Source organism: Eubacterium sp. AF17-7 (genome assembly GCF_003461285.1).
In the GTDB taxonomy this organism is placed as follows: Bacteria; Bacillota; Clostridia; order Lachnospirales; family Lachnospiraceae; genus Eubacterium_U; species Eubacterium_U album.
This window is the reverse complement of the sequence record NZ_QTWU01000001.1, coordinates 114,211-132,780: the sequence shown is the minus strand read 5'-3', so window position 1 is coordinate 132,780 and position 18,570 is coordinate 114,211. Positions and strand designations below refer to the sequence as shown.

The window sequence follows — 18,570 nt, the reverse complement described above, 5'->3', positions numbered from 1 at the left end:
GAGGGCTTTCTAGTAATTAACTGTTATTATTATTTATTTTTTACCTGTTTAACTGCTGACCATTTACCATAAACTTTAGCCTTGTTTACTACTTTGTATGCTCTAGCCTTAACATAGTATTTCTTGTTTGCTTTTAATTTCTTAACAACAAATTTAACTTTTGCAGTTGTGATTGTCTTTGTTGCTTTACTCTTAAATTTCTTAGATGTAGAAATTTTAACCTGATATCCTTTTGCCCCTTTAACTTTCTTAAGTACTACAGAAGCTTTCTTTGCTGATTTCTTCTTTGTTGCACTCTTAACAGCTGTCTTTCCAACTGAAACTTTTGCTGCCTGAGTTGTTGTTGGTGCTACAGTTGTTGGTTTTGTTGTTGGTGCTGCAGTTGTTGTTGGCTGTGGTTCACTCTTCTTTCCACCATATAACACTGCGTCTGTAATTGAAATATTTACATCTTCGTCTTCTGCTGAGCAGTGCATATGTACACCTGAATTATATTTGCTCATATCAACGCCTGATTTAGCAAGATTAATTACTACTGTTGTGTTGTTTCCAACAAGTGGAATTGCACTACCATCTTCTGTTACAAAATGAGTTGCCTGTTCAGGATCAAACCAGAATGGTCCCTGTTTTTCTCCACCTTTGCCTTCAAATTCAAATCTAAGTAATTTAATATTACCTGTATATGTAATCTTTAAGTATTTGTATGATTCGTTTGCAAAGTCTTTAAATGTTGCCCATCCAAGATATTTGTAATTTGGTTTTTCTACAGAGCCTTTCTTAATTGAGTAAGTTCCAATCATAGCACTCTTGCCCTGGTCATCACCATTTAAAATGATGTCATTTGTTCCATCTGCAATTACTTTTTCTGTTGTTGTTTCCGGTGTTGTTTCCCCATTATTGTCAGGTGTTGTTTCCTCTGGAGTTGTTTCTTCAGGTTCTACCGGTGTCTTAGCTACCTGAAGTGGTGTGTTTGTAAACTGAGCGTCTGTTATTGTAAATGCACCTTTGCCCTTTGTGTCATGCATATGGATTGTAGCAATTCCTTCAGCATTTGTAATTCCTGATTTTGCAAGGTCAATTACAACTGTCTGCTCTGTTTCTGTTGGATTAGCAACTAATGTGTCATCTACTGTCTTAATTGTTCCCTGTGGATTTTCTTTAAACCAGAATGTTCCTAATCCTTTATCTGTTCCAACTACTTCAAATCTAAGTTCATCAAATGATGTAGATTCACCTGTATATGATAACTGTAAATACTGGTAATCTTTTGTTACATTTAGGTCAGCAAGATCAATTCCTGCAAGATACTGATATCCTTCTCCCTCTCCAGGATTATATTCTTTAGCCATCCATGGAATGCTAATCGACTTAACTTCTTTTGGACTGTTTGTAAACTTAGCTTCCTTAATTGTAAACTTACCATTTCCCGGTGAATCATGCATATGAATCGTAGTAATTAAGTCTGCACCACTAATTCCTAATTTTTCAAGATCAATTACTGCTGTCTGTTCCTCTTCTGAAGGATCTGCAACTAATGTATCATCAGATGTCTTAATTGTTCCCTGTGGGTTTTCCTTAAACCAATATGTTCCTAAAGAGCCATCTGCTCCTGCCATTTCAAATCTTAAAGCATCAAATGCCGTAGCATCGCCTGTATATGTGAGTTGTAAATATTTATAATCACTAGTCAATTCTAGTGCTGCAAGATCAATTCCTGCAAGATATTTGTAATCACCATCTGTTCCCGGATCGTATTCTTTAGCCATCCATGGAACACTTACTTCCTTATACGCGTTAATTTCTGCTTCAGTTTTGCTGTCTTCAGCTGCTTTTACTGATGCCAAGTTCACCCCTGCTAAGCTGCTTACTGCTAATGTTCCGACGCATGCGTAAGCTATTGCTTTGTTACTAATTTTCTTTAATCTCATATGAACCTTCTTCCTTTCTTAAAACTACTGGATTTTCATTTTCTTTGATGCAACTAATGCTGCGCCTGCTACTACAATACCTCCTATAGCTATAGCAATTGGATATGTTGCTGAACCTGTTGTAGGTGCTGCTGTTGCGCCACCTCCTACTGATTCTGAGCTATCGCTTGATGAAGATGCTGAAGCTGATGATGCTGAGCTGTCTTTGCTTGAAGATGAATCCGAACTCTTACTGTCTGTGCTTGAGCTTGATTTTGATTTTGAATCACTGCTTGCTTTCTTATCATCTGAAGATGATTTAACGTCGCTTGCACTTGCTGATGCTCCACCCTTTGGTGCACTAGTCATTAATCTTGCATCTGTAATTGTAAACTTACCTTTACCAGGTGTATCATGTATATGGAACGCTCTGATACCTGTTGATAAGTCAATTCCTGATTTTTCTAAATCGATTACTGCTGTCTGTTCTTTATCTGAAGGATTAGGAACTAATCCGCCGTCTGTTGTTCTAACTGTACCTTCGTCATTTTCTCTGAACCATACAGGAGTTAATTTCTTTTCCTCTGATGGGTCTGAGTTAACTACAAATTCTAATCTTAATTCATCAAATGCTGTAGGATCACCTGTATATGTAATCTGTAAATATTTATATTCAGGTCCTACTTCAAAACAGTAAGCATATCCTAAATACTTGTACTCTCCACTTGTTCCCGGATCAAACGATTTAATAAATGGACTTCCACTATCATTCAACACAATATCCTCTGCAGCTGCTACATTCATACTAAATGTAAGAACAACAGCGCTTACCATAACTAATAACTTTTTAAATGTTTTTTTCATTTCTCTACCTCTTCCTTTCTTCGAATAAGTTAAACGTTAAACTTGTAACGGTTTAAAGATTTTCACTTATTTAATTGTTTCTTGTTTCCTGGGTAAAATAAAAGATTTTTTTGAAAATTGTCCCCCCGGACACACCCCAATAAATCACTTTTCCCACATCCGTTTAACGTTAAACTAATATTAACATGGCACCATGCCTTTGTCAATCTGTTTGGTGGGTGCGTTTTAACCAAAAACCACCCATTTTTTTATTATTATTGCACAAAAAAACCTTTCAATTGTCAATTATTTTGTATTTTATGTCTATATTTTTTATGTTTACGCTTGTGTCTTCTGCTTTGTTTTGGGAACGGTTTTACCAATATATAACCTGACTTTATTTCCTACTATTAATTTTATGTTTTATTGCTTTTTTTTATTATTACAATTATAATTATTTTAAAGTTAAATGTGGATTTTCCTGTTACATAATACAGAACAATCCGAAAGCATTTTTATATTTCAACACTATTTTAAAATCCCCCCTAAACACTCTTTATAATGAAAATTAAATAAATATATTTTGTCATTATTATCTTTATTTTACTTTTCCAAATCCAATAGGAGATGTTTATGATTAGTATTAAAATCAAGAAAAAAATCAGACTTACGGTAATGATTTGTTCTGTTTTATTGTTAATTGGATGCGTTATTTTTTTGATTTATTACTTAGGCATACAGCCTTATCATTCCAAACAGCTTAACAATAAATATAAATCATTATATTATTCAGTTTCAGATTCTCCTGAATCTGACGGCAACAATGAAGTTATAGATGACGATTCGTCCGAGAATACCCCTGTTGACATTAATTTGGACAAATCATATGAAGAAGGGGCTAAAGGCTCTGATGGAATATTATTAAAGTTCTCAAAACTTATAGAGATAAACTCGGACATACGAGGTTGGTTAAAAGTTCCCGGAACTAATATCGATTATCCGGTAATGCAGTCAACCGGCAACTCAGAATTTTATTTAAAGCATGATTTTGAAGGTTGTCGTGATAAAAATGGTTGCCTTTACATACAAAGCAATTCAAAAATCAAACCTCGTTCAAAGAATCTTGTCATACATGGACATAATATGGATTCGACAGGAATGATGTTTCATCAGTTGTTAAAATATAAAGATATCGAATTTTACAAACAGCATCCGGTAATTACATTTGACACCTTATATAAAGAGAGCAAGTGGAAAATAATAGGATATATGCGAGTGGCAGGAGATTTCAAAAGCAGCGACGGATTCAATTATCTACAAAGTACATTTCAGACAAAGGAACAATTTTTAAATTTTGTATATCAGATAGAGATTCGTTCATCCTATAAATGTCCTGTAGATATAAATGAAAAAGATTCACTTTTAATGTTATCCACTTGCTCATATGAAGTACACGATTATAGAACTGTTGTCGTTTGCAGAAAGCTTAGAAAAAATGAATCCTCAGATGTAGACACAAGTTTAGCTCACTATAATAAAAATGTTTTATATCCATCAAGCTGGTATAAAAAATATGGTGGCGAGAAACCAACTGTAACTTCATTTGAAAATGCAATGTCATTTAATGAAATTGACTGGTACGACGGTTCACTTGAGGTTGAATCCTCTGTTAATAAAACTTGTGAAGTTGATGGTTATAATTTCAAAATTTTATCAAACTCGGCTGTTTCTTTTGAAGGAGTTAAAGACTATAGTATTAAGTCTTTAGAAATTCCATCAACTATTGAATTTCAGGGAAGAGTTTTTGATGTAGTTTCCATTTCAAAAAAGGCTTTTGATAATTTGAACAAATTAAAGCGCTTAAAAATTGGAAACAAAGTTGAGATTATACCTAAAAAGGCTTTTGTAAACTGTACTAAACTTGAAGAAGTCATTATTGGCGATAGCGTAAATACAATCGAAGAAAAAGTTTTCTATAAGCTTCCAAATTTAAAATATGTTAAAATAAGGAGCAATACTTTAGATTCTATAGGAGAAAAGGCTTTCGCAAAAATATATGTTAGAGCCAAATTCAAACTGCCTAAGAGCATGTCTAAAGCATACATAAAACTAATTAACAAGTGTGTTCCTGACAATACGTTTAAATTTAAAGAATATTCTGTTGATTCTTAAATTTAGTCTGACAATGTATTCAAACATAAAGAACATTCTGCTGATTCTTAAACATGAACCTGTACTATTTAAACAAAAAAGAATCATACTTTTATCAGATTTATTTCATATAAACCGATAATAACAAGTATGATTCTTTTTATTTGCTGTGTTTCAAATTATATTTCAACATATATTGGTTCTACGCGAAGTATCTTTTAAACACATTATATTTAATTAAACTCTTTAAACTGCACACAATTTTATTTGTCGTTTGTATAAACCTCGAGTTCAGCTATCTGTCCGGCTACTGCACCTGTATTTTTTGTAAACGTTAATCTTATGTATTGCATTTTAACATTATCAATATCGATAACAACCTGATTTCCTGTCTTTGGATCAAAATCATAGTCTGTAGATGGTATTACTTCTGTATAATTCTGTCCGTCGTCACTTGCTTCAATTGTAAATGTCTGAGTTCTCTTTCCCCAAATCTGAGCCGGATTCAATCCAACTACAACTGTATGAATAGTATATGAATCCTTTAAGTCTACAGAAATTATCTGGCTTTCTTCATTTTGAGAACCTTCCCAGTATGTTAATCTGCTACCGTCAATAATATTTGGAGCTCTATAAACATCATTAAATCCATTTGCATCTGCTCTTCCATCTAACGCCACATTTGTACCATCAATTTCAGGTGCAACATATTCTTCTTCCTTAAAAGCATCGTTCTCCATCGCCTCCTTCTGGTCAGGAGCTGTTACTACCGTCAAATTTTTATTTGACATTTTTACTGATGAATTGCCTACAGCTACAACAGCTGACATTACTGCACATACTACGGCAAGACATCCCATTATAATTATAAACTTTTTCTTCATAATGCTCCTCCTACTTTATTTCCGCATTCTTCACTGTGTCTTCATCTACTTCAAATTCACCATCTTCAAATGATTTAATATCTTTACCCTTAATATTTAATCCTGAAATTGAAACTCCATCAATACCATGTTCTTCGTCAAATCCTTTAATCTGTGAAGGAAGTGATTCATTTCCATAAAGTACCTTAAAGCCGTCAATTGTAACATTTGAAATAGTTCCTCTGTCAGAAGTTGTTGACCATCCTGAATTTGTTAATACCTGTAAATCAATTAATTCTTTTGTTCCATCTCCAAGTCCCATGCATGCATCTTCAACTACAATATTTTTATAAGTCACGTTAGAAATTGCTGCATTATCTGCATTGTGAATTGATAATACCGGCTTATGGAAGTTATGAAGTACTGTTATATCTTCAAATGTAACATTTTCAATTGTCGAGTTTTCTTTGTCACCTTTATTTGTTTCATAACCTATTTCCATTGACTGTGCCAAATCTGTCCAAACCTGAACATTTTTGAACTTGATATTGTTTGAATTTACATCATAATTCTTAACTACTAATGAATCATCCCATGTACGTACAAAACAATTTTCTACATCAAAACTCTTACATGACTGTAATGAAATTCCGTCACCATTTGGTCTTGCTGTAATAATCTTTAAATTACTGATATCTCCAGCTACTGAATTGTAACCCTGGAAGCACCATGCATTTGCATTTAATGAAATAATTCCTTCAACAGTTACGTACTGGCAGTTATCAAATCTAAGTGGAACTGTAGCACTTGTACCTTTCCAACCTTCTAAATTAGAATTATCAATAATGCCTCTTCCTCTAACTGTTACATCTTTAGCAAATGATGCTGTAACTGCTCCATGTACAACTGCTCCACCTGAGATATAAATTGTATCTCCATCTTCTAATACCATGTCTTCGATATTCCATTCACCAGGTCCAATGTATTTAACACCCTCTGCATCTTTGTCAGGAACATCTTTTTCTATTTCATTTGCAAAAATATGTACTGCACGTTCTACTTTTTTATTAAATTCAACTGTGTAGGCATCAGGTGTGTCAATTGTAAATGTCACCGTATGCTTTTTAGTATTAATTTCCGGCTTAATGTTATATTTTAATGGTCTGATATTTACATATTCAATATCTGTATTAGGAACTGTAACTGTTATTTTAACTTTTCCTTCAAAATCAAAATATGTAATAGGTGTTCTGTCTTCTGCCGGCATATAATCACCCATCCATGTATGTGTGTTATTTACATTTGTATCGTATACATAACAGTCTTTGCCGTTTACCGCAACTTTAGTATCAACACAATGCATTAATGAAATATCTCTTTTTTCTTCTGATGCTTTTTCCAAATCAGCATCTGTAGCATCTTTAAGTGATTTAGGTCCATCATACAATACAACCTTGGCGTTTTTTATCTCACTATTGTCTGAAATTTTTGTTATTGCTACAGGCAAATGAATTGCCGCGCTTACTATTCCTACAATAAGGAAATAAATTATTACACATCCAACTACAAAAAATCCTTTGCCCATTGGCTTTGAATTATTGTTTTCCCCTGTTTTTTGTTTCTTTCCTTTTAACATAAAATTTCCCTCCAGTTTTCTACTGTTGCTAGTGTTTCGGAATGAAAATCTGCTCCCAGTTCTTCATGAAACGGTCCTACACCGAGGGATTTCATTCCGCCTCTCTTTGCTGCTTCTATTCCTGCTGCTGCATCTTCAACTACAAGACAATCCGCCGGATTAAGTCCTAATTTCTTTGCAGCCACTAAAAATACTTCCGGGTCAGGTTTAGATTTTGTTACATCCAGCCCACAACTTATTTTGTCGATATAAGGTGCAAGACCTGTCCTTTCAAGTATTATTGGTGCGTTTTTACTTGCCGAACCAACTGCTGACATAATTCCCATTTCCTTTAGCATTTTCAAAGTTTCTACTGCTCCCGGAAGTACAGCACCTGAATCCAGTTTTTGGAGCATTTCAACATAGTATCCGTTTTTTCTGTCTGCAAGCTCCATCTTTTCTTCCTGTGTATATGTTTTATCACCTTTTTCAAGAACAATTTCCAAAGAAGCCATACGGCTTACTCCTCGCTGTCGCATATTGTCCTCTCTGTTAAATTCAGTAATTCCCAGTTCATCAGCTAATTTTTTCCAAGCCTGATAATGAAGTTCATCTGTAGAAACTAAAACTCCATCTAAATCAAAAATTACACCCTTCATTTTTTCTCTTCTCCTTTACATTTTTTTGTTTTCAAAATCATATTTTAGTGTTACTATTTCTATATAGGTTTTACGTTTTACCTATTCTAAAAACAGAAAGGATTTATTATATGGTTACTATTAAAGATATTGCTTCGGCTACAGGCGTAAGTGCAACAACCGTTTCCAATGTTATCAATGGAAAAACCGGTCGCGTTTCTGCTGAAACCGTCGCTAAAATTAATAAAGCAATTGATGATTTAGGTTATGTACCTAATATGTCTGCCAGATCATTGGTTTCACGTTCATCAAAAGTTATTGGTTTCGTAAACCATATTGTTACTAATAAAGACTCAAATTTCATGGAAGACCCTTTTCTTTCCCGATTTATCGGAATTCTCGAACAGGTTCTTCGTGAAAATGGTTATTTTTTAATGTTGCGTACTGTTGAGACGCCTGAACAGTTTAAAGCTTTCTTAAAAACATGGGATCTTGACGGTTTGTTTTTAGCAGGTATCTTCCGCGATGACTTTTTTGAAGCCATTGCAAGTTGTGCTAAAAAGCTTCCTATCGTTCTCGTTGACAGTTACGTTCATGAAAAGAACATTTGTAATGTCGGATTAGAAGATTTTGGTGGAAGCAACCAGTCAACCAAGTATTTAATCAGCAAAGGTCATCGTAAAATTGCATTTGCCTCTCTTCACATAAAAGAAGGTGGCGTTTTAATGGAGCGTTTCCTCGGATATAAGGCTGCCCTTACAGAAGCCGGTATTCCATTTGATGATTCCCTTGTTTTTGAATGTGGTATGGACCTTGAAAATACAAAACATATCGCTAAATATTTATCTTCTCATCCTGAAATAACAGGACTCGTTACTACTGCCGATTTTCTTGCAGGAAATATTATGGCTAACCTTCATAAAGAAGGTGTTCGTATTCCTGAAGATATATCAATAGTAGGATTCGACGATTTAAATATATGTAACATTACAACTCCGGCTCTTACCACTGTTCATCAGGATATGGACCTTAAAGGTCGTACAGCCGTTAAATTTATGTTGGAATTGTTAGAACACAGAATGCCTAATCCATGCGAAGTATCACTTCCAACTTCTATTGTAGAAAGAGAAAGCGTTAGAAGTATTTTCTAACGCTTCTTTCTTATTTAAGGAGATTTCAAATGAATCCTAACAATCTTATAAATGCTACTTATATTGTCATATAAATTTTAAATTCTACACTTGCACTGTTTTGCTTTGTATTCATTTCCTATATTTCCACAATATTTGCGTTATTGTCTTCTATTTCAATTTTGTATTTTTTGTTTCTATAACAAATATGAAATCTCATTTTTTTCCATGCTTTTGGCAAATCAGGTTTTGCTTTAATTTTTCCATCTTCAAAATAAATTCCCGCAAATCCTTTTATTGCCACCATATAGGCTCCACCTTCTGCCGCCGGATGTGTTCCTCCGATGTAGACAAGTCCTGCCCATTCCTTTCCACCTTCATTCAAATCTGCCGAAGCTGATTTCATAAATAGCGGATAGGCTTTTTCTTTCATTCCACACTTGCAGGCTAACAAAGCATACATACATGCACTCAATGATGAACCATGTTCTGTTCTCGGTTCATAATACTGCCAGTTTTTGAGTTTTATTTCATCACTTACATCATCCGGAAACATTGTAAGCCATGTTACTACGTCTGCCTGTTTTATAACCTGTGTATGTGCTGCAACTCCATTTGCTCCTCCCCAATATTCCTTAGGGTCTAAGAGTCTGCTTCTTACAGTATTTACGCTTACATCTTCTAAATCAAAATAACCGTCAAACTGTGGAATGATTCCATTTTCATTTGGCTGTGGAATATAAATATTACGCTCAGCCATTTCAAATTTTTCTTTTAATTGTTTTAAGTTATATTCTTTACACAACTTTATTGCATACTGTTCGTTTAATTCATCAATTGAATCAATTACTTTAACAGCCTGTTCAAATGTATATTTTGCCATTCGGTTTGTATAACCGTTATTATTAACTCTTTCATGGTATTCATCAGGTCCTATAACATCATGAAGTTCATAATATCCGCCTGACACTTTTTTAAGAAGTAAATCATAATAAAATTTTGCACATTCTATTATTGTTTTGGCTCCACCTTCAGATAAAATTGTCATATCACCTGTAAGGTCTATGTATCTGCCAATTCCATATACAATAGCTGCTGAAATATGAATCTGTTTATCTTTAAAATATGTTCGCATCGGTCTTTTTGTAAAAACGTCTGTAACATTATAATCTGAGCAGGCGTCAAATCCGCCTTCCTGACTTTCCCATGCATAAAATGCACCATCATAGCCATAACTTTTTGCTTTTTCCTTTGCACCATCTAAAGTATCAATTCTATATTTCATTACATTTCTTGCTACTTTTGGGTTTGTCATAAGTAAAAAGTCTAAAATAAACATTTCCGTATCCCAGAAAACAGCACCTTTATACGTCTGTCCCGATAAACCTCTGGCTGCAATGGAAAGACTGTCTGCATGTCTTGGCGAAATGCTATTCAAATGATAGCAGGAATAATTCAATGCTTCCATCGCATCATCATCGCCTTCAATTTCCACTTCTGAATTGTCCCAAATGCTTTCCCAGCATTTACAATGTTCATCGCGCAATTCGTAATATCCTTTATTTCTAATATTTATAGCCGTTTCTTTTGCATTATCTAAAGGATTCTCACAATCTTTTGATGTATAAATTGCCATAAATCTGTGAATTTCGTAACACTTATTAATATCTGAGACAAAATTTAATGATTTTATTATCTTTTTGTCCTCTTTTTTTAATATTATCTTCTTTTCACATGGAAAATTTTCATCTTCACTTACACTTACCGCCACATGATATTTCTTTTCATGAGATATTCCAACTATGCTTATACAGTCATCTTCATCCATAATAATTTCATCATAATGCGGTCCATTAATGTCCCATACATCGCCATCAATTCCTGTTAAAAAATTAATGTCTGCATGAAAATCCGCCGTAATTTTGTATTTCTCTACTCCAATATGAACATCATCCATACTTACAAAGCGCTCTGATTCAAGTACAATGTTTCCTCTCTTCGTTGTCCACTCTGTATGTCTTTTAAATATTCCATGTCTGTAATCTAATTTTATAAAATGTTCTTTAGGCGCATTATCCTGAACCTTTAAAACATTTCCATCAACAATCAGATAACTGTAAAAACCATTTGGAGCATTCAACGGTTCTCTCCAGCTATTACCTACCTGATCATAAATTCCTGCCAAATTAACAGCTACTAAATCCCGGGAATCAAATTCATCGAGAGTGCCTCTAATTCCCATATATCCATTACCTGTCAGAAATTTATTTCCTAAATGATCAATCTTTTCTGAATTAAACCCGTTTTCTGTCAACTCCCAATTCATTTATTTACCTCCCATTTTTGTCCGGGGACAAAACACTTTGTATTCTGCCCCGGCATTAAATTTATTTTTATTTGACGTCACAAATATATGCTTCTTTTCCAAGTTCAATTTTTTCGTCATAAACCTGAACTAAAATATTTTTGCCATATTTAGTACTGATTTCCACTTTATTCTTTGTAACTTTCACTTCAATAACTTCTCCCATATAATGAATTTTGAAAGTATATTTATTCCAGTTTTGCGGAATTGAAGGTGTAATATGAATAATATCTCCATCTGTTCTAAGTCCGCCAAACCCATAAATAATATTCATCCATGCTGCTGCAATACTTGTTGTATGTATACCTTCTCTTGTATTTCTGTTATAGTTATCCAAGTCCATTCTTGTAGCAAATCCAAAGAAATCATATGCTTCATCTTTTTTATGAAGTTGTGATGCTAAAATTGAATGTACTGAAGGTGACAATGAACTTTCATGTATACATCTAGGTTCGTAATATTCATAATTTGCCTTTAACTGTTCCTCTGTAAAATGAGAATTAAATAACAACATAAACATCAAAACATCCGGTTGTTTAATCATGTCATTTCTATATATCCTGTCATAAGACCAATGATTATATAGTGGGAAATCTTCAATTGGAATTGAATCAATATCTAAATGGGGAAGTTTAAAGAATCCTTCATGCTGTTCGTACAAAAGACTATCTTCATAGTATGGAATGTACATACATTCACTAACTTTTTTCCATTTGTCCATTTCTGACTCATCGAAGTTAATTTTTCCAACTATTTCGTCATAAGCCTTCTTATCATTTTTCTTAATATCTTCAATTACTTTGAGTGTAAAATCTAATGTGAATTTACCCATGAAGTTCGTATAACAGTTGTTATGAACCATCATCTGGAATTCATCAGGTCCCATTACGCAGTAATAACCATATTGGCCATCCTGCGAGAAATCACCACGGGTAACTAACATTCTCGATATTTCAATTAACATTTCTAATCCATACTGTGTCATAAACTCTTCATCATGATACAGTTTTTCATAGAACCAAATACCATACGCAACTGCTGTAGATGCCTGAAGCTGTAAACTTGCATGCTGCCATAAATTACAACATTCCCTACCGCTTATTGTCGCTATTGGATAAAATGCGCCTTCACAATCTAATGCCTTTGCTCTTTCTCTTGCTTCATCTAAAGTTTTATATCTGAAATAAAGAAGATTCTGAGCTGCTTCCTTATTATTGAAAAGGAAGAAAGGTAAGCAGTATGTTTCTGTATCCCAGAAAGCATTTCCATTGTATGCTTCGCCTGTCAATCCTTTTGCACCAATATTTGTACCTTTTACAGCACCGTGATAAGTCTGGAACAATTGAAAAATGCAGAATCTGATTCCCTGCTGATTTTCTTCATCTCCGTCTATTGTGACATCAGATGTTTCCCAGATTTCTTTCCACCACTTAGTGCTGTCCTCTTTTATCTGTTCAAATGACATAGAACTTATGTCATTTTCTTTTCCTGTTTCAAATTCTTCATATACTGCCTTTACATCTTCACGGAATTTATTTTCTTCTTTTTCTTCCTTTAATGTAAAATTCTTAACTATCTTTTCAAATATTTTTTCTTCATTCTGTTTTAATGAAAGATTAAATTTAACAACTGCCTTTTTTTCTTCCTTAACATTGTAAAACTCATTCACATCCGCTTTTATTGCACATGCGCTAAATACTCTTTGCTGTGTATGAAGTGTTTCACCTTCTATTCCGGCAAATGCATTCTTTCCTGACTTATGTAATATGTCTTTTATTTCCCACATGTTCATTTTCTGCATGCAATGCGGGTTCGAAAAATCAAGTCCTGACTTTATTTCTACATCTCCATCAAAGTTCAAAGCAGTAAGCTTAACTTTCTGAGCGCCAACCTGTACATCAGTCATCGAAAGAATTCTTTCAAAAGAAATTTTTAACTTTTTACCATTTGATAAGTTCCATATAAATGAACGGGTTAATACTCCGTTTCGCATATCTAATTCACGAACAAATTCTGAAATATCTGCTTTGGAAATTTCTAATTCTTCCCCATCAACACATATTCTTGTATATAACCAGTCAACGGAATTAACCATATATTCAGTAAAATCTACAATACCTTTATAATGTCCGTAATCCGGTTTTGTTCTTTCATATATTCCATTAAAATAACTTCCGATTAACTTTGGTCCATTATATCCTTCTTCAAAATATCCTCTAACTCCCATATATTCATTTCCTAATGAAAATATAGATTCTGATACTTCTCCGTAATCCGGATTAAAACCCTCTTCAATTATTTTCCAAGAATCCACTTTAAAATATTTATCTGCTATTTTCGCCATAATTCTTCTCCATCTTTTCTGCTGTCGACAATATGAGAAACATGGTCTTTCTAAACCACGGAGGAAATTGCCGACAGCACACATCATTTTCAGATTATTACTGTCAGTTTTATACAGAAATAATCTTTATCAAATATATTTTTTACTAACGTAAGGGGATGTTAGTATCCAAATATCTTAACCCTTTACAGCCCCACCGGCTGCACCATCTGTAATCTGTTTCTGGAATATAGAGAACAGAATTGTAGGTGGAATCAGCGAGAAGAAGATTGCTCTAATCATATCTATCGCTGTTGTTCTTGAAGTTGAATATGTATACAACTTAACCATAACTGTTTCTTTTCCTGATCCATTTAAAATCAAATATGGAAGAAGGAAATCTGACCACGCTGCCGTAACCGCAAAAATTACGATTACCATGATGATTGGCTTTGATAAAGGTAATACAATTTTGTAAAATACCTGTACTACATTACATCCATCTAATCTTGCAGCCTCAATAAGTTCAGGTGGAAGCCCTTCAAAGAATTCTTTGAATAAAACTACCCAAAAGGCATTTGCTCCATATGCAAGCCACAATGGAATAAATGATTTATTTAAACCAATTCTGTTAATATTTACAAACAAAGCAACTACACTTGTTGTTGCAGGAATCAAGAGGCTCCACATTACAAGACCATTTACAATCTGATATCCCTTTGGTTTTAAAATGGCAAGTCCATATGCTAAAATTCCATTAAAAATAATTGCACATATAACTGAACCGATAACCATGATAAATGAGTTCTTGTAATACAATCCGAAATTCAATTTATCCCATGTTTCCTTAAATCCTGAAAAATTAAACGATTTAGGGAACAATGTTGCTTCTCTTGTTAACTCTTTTAAATCTTTAAATCCTGATAAAAATACCCATATTGCAGGGAACATTGCAATTATTGCAAATAAAATACATACTGCCACGAAGAATAGGCAGATTATTTTTACTTTTGTCGACTTGACGTCAAACCCTCTGATGGCACCGTCTGTTTTGTCTGCATACTTATTAAAATACATCAGCCTTTCCTCCTAATCATCTTTCTTTCTTGTTAAGTACATATATAATCCACTCAACAAAATTAATACTATACAAATCATTACTGACAACGCTGCTGCGCATGGATAATTAAATTCAGTAAACGCATACTGGTAAACCAAAAGCATTATTGATAAACTTGCATTATTTGGTCCACCATTTGTCAAAACTAATGGTTCATATAAAATCTGGAATACGGAAATAACCTGAAGAATAAGCATTGTCTTTCCTAAGCTTAAGATGCAAGGAAGAGTTACATGGAAAATTCTTTGGAATACACCCGCTCCATCAATTGCAGCAGCCTCGTAATATTCCGGATTAATTCCACTTATTCCCGCCATATAAATAAGGGATGTGGAGCCTGCACTTTTCCATGTCATTGCTATAATAATCAACGGGATAACCAACGCTGCATTGTTTAACCATACCTGTGGCTCTATACCACATTTAGATAGTAAAATATTTAAAACACCTGTAGGACCCGGTTTGAAGAAATAAACCCAAAGAAGTGAAACAGCCATTCCCGGAATCATATTTGGAAAATAAACTGCAAATCTGAAAAAGCTCTTTCCTCTAACGGTCTCACTGATGAATATTGCCAAAATAATCGGTACAAAAAATCCTATAATCAAGGACCATCCTATGTACTTAAATGTGTTTAGAAACGCTGCTTTAAAACTAACGTTATTAATTACTGTTATATAATTGTCTAACCCAACAAACTCCTGGAGCTGAACTCCCTTTGCTGAAAATAGCGATAATCTCACGCTTTCAAGTAGCGGTTCCCAAACAAAGAATGTGAATAACAATATTGATGGGAGCATTACGCACCATCCCAGTAAATCTCTCTTAGAAAATTTATGTTTTTTAGGTTTATAATTTGTTTGTTTTGTTTGAACTTGTTGTTTACTTTTCACCTGGAAACCTCCTCACATAATATGTATTGCCCTCACCTTTAGTCAGTAGCTAATTTTCTGAAACATTTGTAGAAAACAATTCTGTTTCCTTAATTTTATAGTAAAACCTTCTCCTGTTTTTAGAAAAAGGGCAGGCAACCGGACTAGTCGCCCACCCTTCCTTGGTAATATTCTATTTGTTTAATTTGTCTAAAACTTTCTGATAATTTTCATTTGCTGTCTTCATAAGTTCTTCTACATTACAATCTTTCTTTGTAACAACTTCCTGAAGAACTTTTGTGAGTTCCTTGTACATTGACTGTGTATCTCCCGGTTCTTCCGCTCTTAAGTTACCTTCAGCTCCAGTCTTTTCGAAATATGAATCATAAAGCGCTGAGTCAACGTTCTTGTATTCATCAATAACCTTCTGTTCAGCATCTACATAATCCTGATTAATCCAGCATGGGAATGATTTAATTACAGGAACTCCGTTTGATACACGGTTAGCTGCATCTGCCTGTTTACCTTCAATACTTGTATCATTAACTACAGGAGATTTACCCATAATTTCAAGGAAATCTAAAGCTGCATTAATTTCTTCTTTTGTTGCATCCTTAGAGAACATATAAGGTGTACCACCTGTTAATGAATACTGATCACCATTAGGTCCGGCTGGAATTGCTCCCATTGCCAACTTATCTGTTGGCAATCCGTTAACCTGTGTTGGTTGTGCAACTGCATCATTAGCTGCGATGTACATTGCTGCTGCACCTGTTCCTAACTGCTGGAATCCTGATGCCCAATCTTCTGCTGTTGGATCAGCTGTTAAAACATCATATTTCCATTTCAAATCATATACATATTCCATAGCTGCAACAGCTTCTGTTGAATCTAAGTGTGAAGTGTATGTTCCGTCGCCATTATCTGTACACAATGTAGCGCCAAAGCACCATGCAATATTAGAAAAATGCCATCCGCCTGAATTATCTTTTGCCAATAAGCAAAGGCCTGCAGCTCCTGTCTTATCTTTAATAATTTTAGCATCCTTAGCAAGTTCATCCCATGTCTGTGGGAACTTTGGAATACCATTGTCATCGACAAGTCCTGCTTCTTCAAATAATTCTACATTACACATAAGTCCTAATGCATAAGCATCTCTTGGAACACCATATACGTGACCATTTTCATCTGACATAAGAGATAATACTGATGGACTCATATCATCAATCCATCCTCTTTCTTTAAGAATATCAGTAACATCTGCTACCAACCCCTGTTTAATTAACTTCTTTGGTTCTGTAAACCATGTTTGAAAAATTGTAGGACAGTTTCCTGATTCTGCTAATGATACGAATGTATCTGTTGCATATGTATAACTTGCCGGTTCAACATATACATCGCTATGCTGTTCATTCATTGTCTTAGCATACTTTTCAAAGTTCTTAACATCATCAACCAAATCCGCTGATGGCCAGATTCCTAATGAGAGAACTGTCTTTCCCTCTTTCTCTGCCTTTTTCTTGGCTGAATCCTTGTCTCCTGAACTTCCACATCCTGCAAACATTGTTGTTGTCAACGCGGCAATTAATGCCAAACTAAGTAACTGTTTCTTTCTCATATAAATACTCCCTTCTACATTATATAATAATATATTACGTTAAGTTTAACGTTAAACTTAATTAAGAACATAATATACCTACGTACCTTCTATAAATTCCCCAATCAAAAGAATATTCAACTTCTTTGTAAGTTTGTTATACCGTTTAACGTTAAACTAATAATAACATTGTTTATTTTATTTGTCAATATTTACATTCAAAGCATATTTACTAATATTTATGCCCTATTTTTTTATAAAAACGTTTCTTGTTTTAGTAATTTTGCACAATTAGCATATTATCTTTGTTTATTAATTAACAATTATGGATGTTAAGGGTTGAGATTTTATTTTAAATATTATACTTAAGTATTATCTTTGATAAACTTTTTGGCTCCTGATATTTAAACCTTGAGATTAATCTTGGTCTGGTTTCAAATATTATATTTATATTTTAATGTTATTTTACTTTTATAATTCCATAACAAAAAATTTACCTTAAGACTAAGCTCAAATACTTTTTCTTAAGGTAATTTTTTAACTCTTTATAAATTTTATATTTTATGATGTTGTGGTCAAAAGCCACAACTTTGATTTTCATATCGTGACGAGTTCCAAAGTCTTTCACCCATTTATGAGCAAGTTCATGTGTTCTTAGGTCTTTTTATCCTGGCATCATTATGTTGCATTACTGTTCCATAAAACCAATTACACATCCATTATCAGAAAATGAGATTGATATTGAAACATTATCCTTTGTTCCCGTGTATTCTATCATTTCATATTTATTTTTATCATCATGAATATATCCTACAGTTTCGACTCCGGAACTTTGTAATTTTTCTATGTACTCTTCAATCTCTTTCTTGCTTATACCATCTATAAACAGTGAATACATTTTATTCTCTTTATCTTCCGTATAAGAATATGAGTCTGCATTATTGAGTTCCGGAAAACCTTCTGTAAAGCTATTATCCGGCCATTTCTTTAATGTCCTTATTTCATTCTGACTTTCATCGTCTTCCATATATCTTACGTTACTCATCTTCATTTTATTCTTTGGTTCATTGCATCCAACAAGCAATCCTGAAATTATTAAAATAGTAATTGTTGAAGCAATTATTCTTTTTCTATTCATTTTTAACC

Annotated in this window: 13 protein-coding genes; 2 read left to right on the top strand and 11 right to left on the bottom strand. The window is 33.7% G+C overall.

The window, feature by feature from the left end; all coding sequences use genetic code 11:
- Nucleotides 1-29: 29 nt before the first annotated feature.
- Together DWW96_RS00565 and DWW96_RS00560 are read right to left on the bottom strand one after the other, a co-directional pair.
- Nucleotides 30-1,928, bottom strand: coding sequence for a hypothetical protein (locus tag DWW96_RS00565; RefSeq protein ID WP_117908340.1), 1,899 nt, complete (start codon nt 1,926-1,928; stop codon nt 30-32).
- A gap of 24 nt (nt 1,929-1,952) precedes the next feature.
- On the bottom strand, nt 1,953-2,771 hold the full coding sequence (locus DWW96_RS00560) for a hypothetical protein (protein WP_117908338.1): 819 nt from the start codon (nt 2,769-2,771) through the stop codon (nt 1,953-1,955).
- A 612-nt stretch (nt 2,772-3,383) separates the two neighbouring features.
- On the opposite strand from DWW96_RS00560, the gene DWW96_RS00555 reads away from it, so the two are divergent.
- Complete coding sequence (locus tag DWW96_RS00555; RefSeq protein ID WP_158562615.1) at nt 3,384-4,922, top strand: leucine-rich repeat protein; 1,539 nt, start codon at nt 3,384-3,386, stop codon at nt 4,920-4,922.
- 242 nt (nt 4,923-5,164) lie between these two features.
- Here DWW96_RS00555 and DWW96_RS00550 read toward each other — a convergent pair whose 3' ends face one another.
- From DWW96_RS00550 to pgmB, 3 genes are read right to left on the bottom strand one after another with little or no spacing between them, the layout of a single operon-like run.
- Nucleotides 5,165-5,785, bottom strand: coding sequence for a discoidin domain-containing protein (locus DWW96_RS00550; RefSeq protein ID WP_022088837.1), 621 nt, complete (start codon nt 5,783-5,785; stop codon nt 5,165-5,167).
- A gap of 10 nt (nt 5,786-5,795) precedes the next feature.
- Nucleotides 5,796-7,400, bottom strand: coding sequence for a glycosyl hydrolase family 28 protein (locus DWW96_RS00545; protein ID WP_117908334.1), 1,605 nt, complete (start codon nt 7,398-7,400; stop codon nt 5,796-5,798).
- A complete protein-coding gene (pgmB, locus tag DWW96_RS00540) occupies nt 7,394-8,038 on the bottom strand; it encodes a beta-phosphoglucomutase (protein WP_117908332.1) in 645 nt (214 codons plus the stop codon). The genes DWW96_RS00545 and pgmB overlap by 7 nt, the downstream gene beginning before the upstream one ends.
- Before the next feature lie 110 nt (nt 8,039-8,148).
- On the opposite strand from pgmB, the gene DWW96_RS00535 reads away from it, so the two are divergent.
- Nucleotides 8,149-9,168, top strand: a complete 1,020-nt coding sequence (locus DWW96_RS00535; RefSeq protein WP_022088834.1) for a LacI family DNA-binding transcriptional regulator — start codon at nt 8,149-8,151, stop codon at nt 9,166-9,168.
- A gap of 118 nt (nt 9,169-9,286) precedes the next feature.
- Here DWW96_RS00535 and DWW96_RS00530 read toward each other — a convergent pair whose 3' ends face one another.
- From DWW96_RS00530 to DWW96_RS00505, 6 genes are all read right to left on the bottom strand, one after another.
- Nucleotides 9,287-11,473, bottom strand: coding sequence for a glycosyl hydrolase family 65 protein (locus tag DWW96_RS00530; protein WP_117908330.1), 2,187 nt, complete (start codon nt 11,471-11,473; stop codon nt 9,287-9,289).
- 67 nt (nt 11,474-11,540) lie between these two features.
- A complete protein-coding gene (locus DWW96_RS00525) occupies nt 11,541-13,856 on the bottom strand; it encodes a glycosyl hydrolase family 65 protein (RefSeq protein WP_117908328.1) in 2,316 nt (771 codons plus the stop codon).
- A 177-nt stretch (nt 13,857-14,033) separates the two neighbouring features.
- Entirely contained in the window at nt 14,034-14,912 is an 879-nt protein-coding gene (locus tag DWW96_RS00520; RefSeq protein ID WP_117908326.1) for a carbohydrate ABC transporter permease, read from the bottom strand.
- Between the two features lie 12 nt (nt 14,913-14,924).
- The gene (locus DWW96_RS00515; RefSeq protein WP_022088830.1) at nt 14,925-15,848 is read right to left on the bottom strand and encodes a sugar ABC transporter permease; all 924 of its coding nucleotides are present in this window, start codon (nt 15,846-15,848) and stop codon (nt 14,925-14,927) included.
- A gap of 172 nt (nt 15,849-16,020) precedes the next feature.
- On the bottom strand, nt 16,021-17,445 hold the full coding sequence (locus DWW96_RS00510; RefSeq protein WP_117908323.1) for an extracellular solute-binding protein: 1,425 nt from the start codon (nt 17,443-17,445) through the stop codon (nt 16,021-16,023).
- A gap of 667 nt (nt 17,446-18,112) precedes the next feature.
- Entirely contained in the window at nt 18,113-18,562 is a 450-nt protein-coding gene (locus DWW96_RS00505; RefSeq protein ID WP_117908322.1) for a hypothetical protein, read from the bottom strand.
- Nucleotides 18,563-18,570: the final 8 nt, after the last annotated feature.

Excerpts from the sequence above, each read along its gene's own strand:
- DWW96_RS00510 (WP_117908323.1), bottom strand. The coding sequence starts at position 17,445 with ATGAGAAAGAAACAGTTACTTAGTTTGGCATTAATTGCCGCGTTGACA.
- DWW96_RS00550 (WP_022088837.1), bottom strand. The coding sequence starts at position 5,785 with ATGAAGAAAAAGTTTATAATTATAATGGGATGTCTTGCCGTAGTATGT.
- DWW96_RS00545 (WP_117908334.1), bottom strand. The coding sequence starts at position 7,400 with ATGTTAAAAGGAAAGAAACAAAAAACAGGGGAAAACAATAATTCAAAG.
- DWW96_RS00555 (WP_158562615.1), top strand. The coding sequence starts at position 3,384 with ATGATTAGTATTAAAATCAAGAAAAAAATCAGACTTACGGTAATGATT.
- DWW96_RS00560 (WP_117908338.1), bottom strand. The coding sequence starts at position 2,771 with ATGAAAAAAACATTTAAAAAGTTATTAGTTATGGTAAGCGCTGTTGTT.
- DWW96_RS00530 (WP_117908330.1), bottom strand. The coding sequence starts at position 11,473 with ATGAATTGGGAGTTGACAGAAAACGGGTTTAATTCAGAAAAGATTGAT.
- DWW96_RS00535 (WP_022088834.1), top strand. The coding sequence starts at position 8,149 with ATGGTTACTATTAAAGATATTGCTTCGGCTACAGGCGTAAGTGCAACA.
- DWW96_RS00565 (WP_117908340.1), bottom strand. The coding sequence starts at position 1,928 with ATGAGATTAAAGAAAATTAGTAACAAAGCAATAGCTTACGCATGCGTC.
- pgmB (WP_117908332.1), bottom strand. The coding sequence starts at position 8,038 with ATGAAGGGTGTAATTTTTGATTTAGATGGAGTTTTAGTTTCTACAGAT.
- DWW96_RS00520 (WP_117908326.1), bottom strand. The coding sequence starts at position 14,912 with ATGTATTTTAATAAGTATGCAGACAAAACAGACGGTGCCATCAGAGGG.
- DWW96_RS00505 (WP_117908322.1), bottom strand. The coding sequence starts at position 18,562 with ATGAATAGAAAAAGAATAATTGCTTCAACAATTACTATTTTAATAATT.
- DWW96_RS00525 (WP_117908328.1), bottom strand. The coding sequence starts at position 13,856 with ATGGCGAAAATAGCAGATAAATATTTTAAAGTGGATTCTTGGAAAATA.